Raw genomic sequence first — 7238 nt, forward strand, 5'->3', positions numbered from 1 at the left:
GTTGCCCATCGTCTGGCTGGCCAGCTTGCCGTACTCGGCCATGCCTGCGGCGTCCTTGACGTCCTCGGTGATGATCACATAGCCCTTGGGCACTCGAATCTCCTTCTTCTCAGTCGATCTCGGCGATCGCATGTTCGGGGCAGTTGTCGATGGCCTCGCGGGCGGCAGTCTCCAGACCGGCGGGCACCTCCGCCGGGTCGGCGACGGCCCATCCGTCGTCGGTCAACTCGAAGACCTCAGGGCACAGCGTCAGGCACATTCCGTGGCCGGCGCAACGGTTTTCGTCGACCGCGACCTTCATTTGACGTCGAACTCCAGATGCAGTTCGGTGAGCCCGCGCAGGATATAGGTCGGGATGTACTGATAGCGGCGGTCGCCGGCCGGCCCGTGCTTGCTCTCCGAAATCCGGATGTCGGTCGTGCGGTCGAGGAGTCGCTCCAGCCCGACCCGAGTTTCCGCGCGCGCCAGCGGTGCGCCGGGGCAGCTGTGGATCCCACGGCCGAATGCCAGGTGTTGGCGCGCGTTCTTGCGCTCGGGATCGAAGGTGTCGGGATTCTCGAAGCGACGCGGGTCGCGGTTGGCAGCGCCGTTGATCACCATCACGGTGCAACCGGCGGCCAGCGCCTGATCGCCGACGGTCGTCGGGACCCGCGACAGCCGGAAGTCGCCCTTCACCGGGCTCTCGATGCGCAGGCACTCCTCGATGAAGTTCGGCATCAAGCTGCGATCCTCCCGCAGCCTGGCCTGGATGTCGGGCCGCTCCCCCAGCACCTTCAGCGCGGTGCTGAGCAGCCGCACCGTCGTCTCCTGGCCTGCGGAGAAGACGTTGGTGGCCACGCGCACCACGTCACCGACCTCAGGCATGGTTCCGTCCGGGAACGTCGCTGTCGCCAGTCCGGTCAGCACGTCGGCGCGAGGCTCGGCGCGACGCTCCTCCACATAGGTCGCGAAGACGTCGTACAGGTACTCCAGCGGCGTCTTGGTGAGCGCCTTGTCCGCGTTGCCGAGGCCGCTGCCATGAGTTCCCCGCGCGAGGCGTTCGAGCAACTCGGGGCGATCCTCTTCGGGCACGCCGAGGAGGTCGGCGATGATGCGCAGCGTGAACGGACCGGCGAAGCCCTTGATGAACTCGCCCTCACCCGGGGCGAGGAAGTCGTCGAGGATGTCGTCGGCAAGCTGCCACATCGCGTCCTCGTTCTCCTTGAGGCGCTTGGGCGTGATCAGCCGCATCAGCAAGGCGCGGTGATTGGTGTGCGTTGGCGGGTCCAGCGTGGGCAGCTGGTCGCTGAACGGGATCTCGTCGCGGTGCTCGATGATCAGGTCGGTGATGTCCCTGTCTTCCATCCCCTCCAGGGACACGGGGAAGCCGGGGAACGGCCCGGTGACCGAGATGCACGACGAGAACGTGTCCGCGTCGTTGTAGACGTCCACAGCCTCCTGCCAGCCGGTGACCATCGTGACACCGTAGTGGTCCTCGCGGCTGACGGGACACTTGTTGCGGAGTGCCTCGTAGAACGTATAGGGGTCGTCCGTCAGCCGACTGTCCCTGAAGAAGTCGACCGTTGTGAGGTCTTCCGACATGCTTGCTCCGTTCCGACGATCTCTCGATACGAGAACGCGATTCTCATTCCTGGGTATCAGGTTTTCATACCGGCTGCGCGCCGTCAACGAAGACCGGTCTCAGTACTCCTCGGGCTGGATGCCGAAGACACTCACAGCGACGGCCAGCAGCTGATAACAGCCGACGGTGAAAACGAGATCGAGGACCTGCTGTTCGTCGAATTGCTCGCGCAGCTGCGACCAGGTGCCATCGCTCAGTGTGCTGGAGCTCTCCAGTTCGTCGACGACACGCACGACGAGCGCGTCGACCGGGTCGATCACCTCGCCGGCGCGGACGGTCTCGATCTCGGCAACCGTCAGGCCGGCGCGCTGCGCGATGGGCACGTGGTGATCCCAGAGGTACTCGGACCGACGTAGATGCACCGCGCGCAGCAGCGCCACCTCGCGCACCCGGGGGGAAACCGTCGAGTGCAGCAGAAGGTGCGCGTTGAACTCGAGGTACGCGCGCGTGAGTCCCTTGTTACGAACGAGCGTGCTCACGATGTTGCCGGCGTCGCGGGGGTTGGCCCGCTCGGTCGGCAACAGCGGGCTCAGCGCACTGCGGACGTCGTCGTCCCACTCCTCGGCGGGCAGCGGCTCCAGACGCGGGGTGGATGCCATCCTTACAAGATCGGCTCGTCGCCGAGCACTGTGGTGCGCAACATCTCTCGCGGGGAATCGGCGTCGTACGGTGCCGCACGGTGAAGGACGCCGTTGTTATCCCAGATCACCGTGTCGCCGACCGACCACCGGTGGCTGTACACCAGGTGCGGCTGGGTGGCACGTTCGAGCAATTCGGCCAGTAGCGCCTGTCCCTCGTCGCGGTCCATGCCGACGACGTAGTGCGCCGAAGCCCCCAGCACGAGGGACTTGCGGCCACTGCGGTGTGTCCAGACCAGCGGATGTTCATGCGTGGGACGGGATCGCCATCGCACCAGCTCCTCCGGCGAGGGGTTCGGGTTGACCCGGCTCTGCGATGCCTCCAGCGAATGCACCACTCGAAGCGCACCGAACCGCTCCTTCTCCTCGTCGCTGAAGGCGTCGTAAGCGGCGTAGGAATTGGCGAACTCCGTCTCCCCGCCCCGCTCGGCCACCTGGACCGCGGACAGCACCGTGGCCTTCTGCGGGCATTCGTCACCGGTCGGCGTGCACCCGTCGATATGCCAGTCGAACGTCGCTCGCAGGTAGGCGGCGGACGCATTCTTAGACTTGTCCAGCGTGATCGGGTAGATGCCGCCGACCGGGTGGTGCCCGTCTGAGGAGTGGTCTACATCGCCGAGCCGCCGGCAGAACGCGACCTGAGCCTCGGGATCCAGGTGCAGGTTCGGAAAGACCAGCACCCCGTTGCGCTCGAGCGCATCGAGCACCGCCTCCGCGAGCGAGTCGTCGCTCACGAGGCGGTCGGGGTCGACCCCGACCACTTCGGCACCGACGCACTCCGTCAATTTGTTGATCGTCAGCAGGCTCATCGCCCGTCCTTTCCCGATGGAGCGTATGAAGGTGGGATCACGGCACCGGTGCGCCGACGCGGTCGATCACGGCGTCGGCGGAGTCGGCGGGCTTCTGCGTGCCGAAGACCTCGACGGCCATCGACACCATGATCATCGAGTAGATCAGGTGCAGGAGGTTCAGCACGTCCTCGGGCAGATCGTCGAGCGGGAACTTGTCGCAGAAGTCGATCGCCTCCTCGAAACGAGGCGAGAACGTGTCGTAGAACTGGTGGATCTGCGGCATCGGCGTGGCCAGTCGGGTCTCCCACCGTTCCGGTTCGGTTGGCAGGCACCATTTCTCGGCGAAAGGTTCGAGTTCGGCGAATGCACTGGGCAGTCGTTGTCCTGACACGCTCATACTCCCACCGGACGGCGCTCGTTCTTGTACTCCTCGACCCAGTCGACGGCCACCTTGTGCAAGTGGCGGACCAGGATTTCCTGGTCGTTGAGCGGATAGTCGTCGACTACTGGCTCGTCCAGGCCGTACTCCAGCGCGGCCTGAGTGCCGCCCAGCATGCCTGCGTCTTGGAGCGCGAACTCCTTGAGAACCACCGATGCCACCTCGTGTTCGACGCGCTCGCGCACCGTTTTCGCCGGGTGAAATGCGTTGTAGGCCTCGAACTTGTGGGTGTTGTGCGACGTAGGCCAGTACCGGTACAGCAGGTACCACCCGTGGTAGATCAAAATCTCCAGGTTCGGGAAGATCTGGAAGTTGGTGATACCCCATGGCTCGATACCGCCCGGATTCAGCCCGGCCGACTGGTGAGTCTCCGGAGTCCGCCACGGCCCGACCAGACCGCTGCGCGTGGCGCGCTCGACCGGGTACATGTACTCGGGCGCGAGTAACCAGCGCCGGGTCCCCGCAGTGGACACCAGACGGTGTGGCCCGTCGATCTGAAAGTGCCCGCACTCGAAGGATGCATTGGGTTGGCGCACCTCTGCGGGCACCTGCTGGGAGTGCAGCGACGGGACGTGGTAATACTCCTGGAACGCGTCGGCGAAGATCTTCCAGTTGCTGTTGTTGTGCGCGACGAAATCGTAACGCTCCGTCATCATCTCGAACGGATAGTCGTCGAGGGCGGTGACCATTGGTCCGAGGAACTCGCGCAGGCTCTGACGCGGTTCCTTGTCGAGGTTGATGAAGATGAACCCGTTCCAGACGTCACAGTGCAGCGAGCTCAACCCGTACTGCTGCTGGTCGAGATCGAAGAACTCGCCCGCCTGCTGCACGAACTTCAACTCGCCGTCGAGCGCGTAGCGCCAGCCGTGGTACTTGCAGGTGAACTGGCGACAGGTGCCTTTGACCTCCTCGTTCGGATAGTCGTTCCACACCAGTTTGTTCCCGCGGTGGCGGCAGACGTTGTGGAAGGCTCGGATCTGCTCGTCACGGCCTTTGACGACGATGACCGACGTCTTGGCCACCTCGATCTCTTTGGTGAAGTAGCTTCCGACTCGCGGAACCTCCTCGACGCGACCCACATTGAGCCACGCCCGCTTGAAGATCGCCTCCCGCTCGAGCTCGTAGAACTCCGGGGACGTCGAGTCACGGAAAGACACCGGTCCCGTGCCGAGTTCGGGATAGTGTTCCGTCCAGCTGCCCTCTGCCGGCTTAGGCCACCGAGCCATGTGAACCTCCCTGTTGTGGTGCGCTTTTCGATTTACCCGTTCCCATCACATCACCGATCCACCGTTGACACCGAGCGTCTGACCGGTGATGAAACCCGCCTCTTCTGAGCACAGGAACCCGACGGCCGCGGCGATGTCGTCTCCGGTGCCGAGGTGGCCGACCGGGATGCTGGCGGCCATCTGCTCGTTGGGCGGCAGGTAGCCCGCGGCCTGGGATTGATGCTGCATCGGCGTCTCGATCCCCGACGGTGGGATGTTGTTGACCGTGATGCCCACTGGGCCGTATTCCCGGGCAAGGGATTTGGTCAACGAGAGCAGCGCACCCTTCGATGCGGCGTAGTGGGCCATCCCAGGAGAGCCGCGCTGCGCGCTCGACGACGAGATCATCACGATGCGGCCCCACCCCGCTTCGAGCATGTCGGGTACCGCCACCTGGGCGCAGTGGAAGGTTCCGGTGAGGTTCACGTCGATGAGACGCTGCCAGGTCTGCGGCGAGATCTCGATGAACGGCGAGAAGTCCACCAGGCCGGCGCTCGTCACCAGGATGTGCACAGGACCGAGTTCGGTACGCACCTTGGCGAACGCATCCTCGACCGCCGCGCGGTCGGTCACGTCGGCCGCGACACCGAGCGCGACCGCCCCCCCGGCGCGCAGTTCCTCGGCGACCCGCTGCGCCGCGGCGCCGTCGAGATCGATAACCGCGACCTTGTGCCCCCGTCGAGCGAGCTCATGGCAGGACGATTCCCCCATACCGGAGGCGCCGCCGGTCACGACGGCTACACGGCTCATCTGTTACACCCCATCACGCTTGCGTACTCCTACTCGTAGACCACACGGACACTGCGGCTGGTGGGCAGCGTCTGACAGGTCAGCACCCAGCCCTCGTCCACCTCGTCGTCATCCAACGCGTCGTTGTTCAGCATGCGCGCGGTACCCTCGACGACTCGCGCCATACATGTTCCACACGAGCCCGTTTCGCACGACGACGGAGCCCGCAGCCCGGACATACGGGCGGTCTGCAGCAGGGTGTCACCCTTCCGGTAGGCGGCCGTCGTCACGCGGCGGTCGAGCTCGATGACGACCTCTTCGGTGGCTTGCGCGTCATCGGCGGTGACGGCCGGAGCGGCGTCGGCCACCGTGAAGCGCTCGAGGTGCAACCGCACCTTGGGCACCCCGGCCGCCTGCAGAGCGTTCTCGACCGTCGCCATGAAGGGCGCAGGCCCACAGATGTAGTACTCGGCGGCGCCCACACCCGCGGTGAAGGAGTCGACGGCGGCAGGCGTGACCACACCGCCGTCCTCGTCATAGTGGTACTCGACGACCAACCGACCGGCGTTGGCCTCCGCGAGACGGGCCAGCCTGTCGGAGAAGATGACCGAATCGCGAGCGCGGTTCGCGTAGAACAGTTTGATGCGTCGCGACGAATCGGCCAGCGCCGTGCGGACGAGCGACATGATCGGCGTGATCCCACTGCCACCCGCGAACGCGACCAGGTCCGCCGAGTCCGAGTCGATCTCGCGCAGAACGAATCTGCCGTCGGGCGGGGCGGCATGCAGCTCGGTCCCCGCGACAGCGGTGTCGTTGATCCAATTCGACACGACACCGCCGGGGTCGCGTTTGACGGTGATCTGCAGTTCGTCCTCGAGTGGCGCCGAGGACATCGAGTAGCAGCGCCGGAGGTCCCTGCCGTCGACGGTTACCCGCACGGTCAGAAACTGACCGGCCTGGTACCGGAAGCGGTGCGAGCAGTGCTCCGGTACGTCGAGTACCAGCGACACCGCATCGGCGGTTTCCCGCACCACCCGCTTGATACGCAGCGGTGCGAATCCGTCGGTGGTGCTTTCCTCGGCCATCACCGCCTATGTTATCAAGTACTTGTCATTATCATCAAGTACTTGCTATCTGGCGGTTCTCACGGCGGTCGCGGTCAGTTGTCCACGTGGTCGGCGTACAGCTGGTGGCCGGTGCCCTGCTCGACCACCCGGCCAAGCAGCTCCCGCAACGTCTTCTGCTCGTCCTTGCTCAACACACCGAAGACCTTGTCATGGGCGGCGATCGCGTCATTAACCACGGCGCCTGCGACGTTGCGCCCCTGGTCGGTCAGAAACGCCTGCAGAATTCTGCCGTGCTGTGGGTCCTGCTTGCGCTGAACCAGGTTCCGCCGCTCGAGCGCCGTCAGTGCCAGCTGCACCCCCTGAGGGCTGATCAGCAGCCGCCGGGCCAACTCCGCGCCGGACAGCCCGGGCTCGTTGGAGAGCTGCCGCAACACACCGATCTGGGCGGTGCTCACGCCGTGCTCGCTGACCGCCTCGTTCACCGTTGTCAGAGTGAAATAGAACGCCTGTTTGAGCAGCCACAAAATATTGTCGGTCAGTTCGATGCCCAACTCCGCGTCACCGTCCATGTGCGCCTCCACTCCTTGACGTTAGCGCTTGTACACCACGCCGTCCTTCATCACGAACCGCACGTCGAGGGTGGTCTCGATATCGTGCGACGGATCGCCCGGTACCGCGATGATGTCGG

The 7238-nt window shown here is 65.0% G+C and carries 9 protein-coding genes and 1 pseudogene; all 10 read right to left on the reverse strand.

The window, feature by feature from the left end; all coding sequences use genetic code 11:
• A pseudogene (locus VIQ49_RS19320) lies at positions 1–93 on the reverse strand (DUF1330 domain-containing protein); the annotation flags it as partial.
• Between the two features lie 16 nt (positions 94–109).
• Positions 110–301 (reverse strand): ferredoxin, encoded by a 192-nt coding sequence (locus VIQ49_RS19325; RefSeq protein WP_264025842.1) that lies wholly within the window; start codon positions 299–301, stop codon positions 110–112.
• Entirely contained in the window at positions 298–1581 is a 1284-nt protein-coding gene (locus VIQ49_RS19330; RefSeq protein WP_331887636.1) for a cytochrome P450, read from the reverse strand. The genes VIQ49_RS19325 and VIQ49_RS19330 overlap by 4 nt, the downstream gene beginning before the upstream one ends.
• Positions 1582–1680: 99 nt before the next feature.
• Positions 1681–2220 (reverse strand): carboxymuconolactone decarboxylase family protein, encoded by a 540-nt coding sequence (locus VIQ49_RS19335; protein ID WP_331887638.1) that lies wholly within the window; start codon positions 2218–2220, stop codon positions 1681–1683.
• 2 nt (positions 2221–2222) lie between these two features.
• The gene (locus tag VIQ49_RS19340; protein ID WP_331887640.1) at positions 2223–3068 is read right to left on the reverse strand and encodes a TauD/TfdA family dioxygenase; all 846 of its coding nucleotides are present in this window, start codon (positions 3066–3068) and stop codon (positions 2223–2225) included.
• 37 nt (positions 3069–3105) lie between these two features.
• Entirely contained in the window at positions 3106–3447 is a 342-nt protein-coding gene (locus VIQ49_RS19345) for a hypothetical protein (protein ID WP_331887642.1), read from the reverse strand.
• A complete protein-coding gene (locus VIQ49_RS19350) occupies positions 3444–4715 on the reverse strand; it encodes an aromatic ring-hydroxylating dioxygenase subunit alpha (RefSeq protein WP_331887644.1) in 1272 nt (423 codons plus the stop codon). Before VIQ49_RS19350 ends, VIQ49_RS19345 begins: the two co-directional genes overlap by 4 nt.
• A 45-nt stretch (positions 4716–4760) precedes the next feature.
• Entirely contained in the window at positions 4761–5504 is a 744-nt protein-coding gene (locus tag VIQ49_RS19355) for an SDR family NAD(P)-dependent oxidoreductase (RefSeq protein WP_331887646.1), read from the reverse strand.
• A 29-nt stretch (positions 5505–5533) separates the two neighbouring features.
• Positions 5534–6568, reverse strand: a complete 1035-nt coding sequence (locus VIQ49_RS19360) for a ferredoxin--NADP reductase (RefSeq protein ID WP_331887648.1) — start codon at positions 6566–6568, stop codon at positions 5534–5536.
• A gap of 74 nt (positions 6569–6642) precedes the next feature.
• On the reverse strand, positions 6643–7095 hold the full coding sequence (locus VIQ49_RS19365; RefSeq protein ID WP_331887650.1) for a MarR family winged helix-turn-helix transcriptional regulator: 453 nt from the start codon (positions 7093–7095) through the stop codon (positions 6643–6645).
• Positions 7096–7238: the final 143 nt, after the last annotated feature.

Source organism: Williamsia sp. (assembly GCF_036566845.1).
GTDB lineage: Bacteria > Actinomycetota > Actinomycetes > Mycobacteriales > Mycobacteriaceae > Williamsia.

Bases quoted from the DNA above. Each gene is read 5' to 3' on its own strand.
- VIQ49_RS19340 (WP_331887640.1), bottom strand. From the start codon at position 3,068: ATGAGCCTGCTGACGATCAACAAATTGACGGAGTGCGTCGGTGCCGAA.
- VIQ49_RS19360 (WP_331887648.1), bottom strand. From the start codon at position 6,568: ATGGCCGAGGAAAGCACCACCGACGGATTCGCACCGCTGCGTATCAAG.
- VIQ49_RS19325 (WP_264025842.1), bottom strand. From the start codon at position 301: ATGAAGGTCGCGGTCGACGAAAACCGTTGCGCCGGCCACGGAATGTGC.
- VIQ49_RS19335 (WP_331887638.1), bottom strand. From the start codon at position 2,220: ATGGCATCCACCCCGCGTCTGGAGCCGCTGCCCGCCGAGGAGTGGGAC.
- VIQ49_RS19350 (WP_331887644.1), bottom strand. From the start codon at position 4,715: ATGGCTCGGTGGCCTAAGCCGGCAGAGGGCAGCTGGACGGAACACTAT.
- VIQ49_RS19355 (WP_331887646.1), bottom strand. From the start codon at position 5,504: ATGAGCCGTGTAGCCGTCGTGACCGGCGGCGCCTCCGGTATGGGGGAA.
- VIQ49_RS19345 (WP_331887642.1), bottom strand. From the start codon at position 3,447: ATGAGCGTGTCAGGACAACGACTGCCCAGTGCATTCGCCGAACTCGAA.
- VIQ49_RS19330 (WP_331887636.1), bottom strand. From the start codon at position 1,581: ATGTCGGAAGACCTCACAACGGTCGACTTCTTCAGGGACAGTCGGCTG.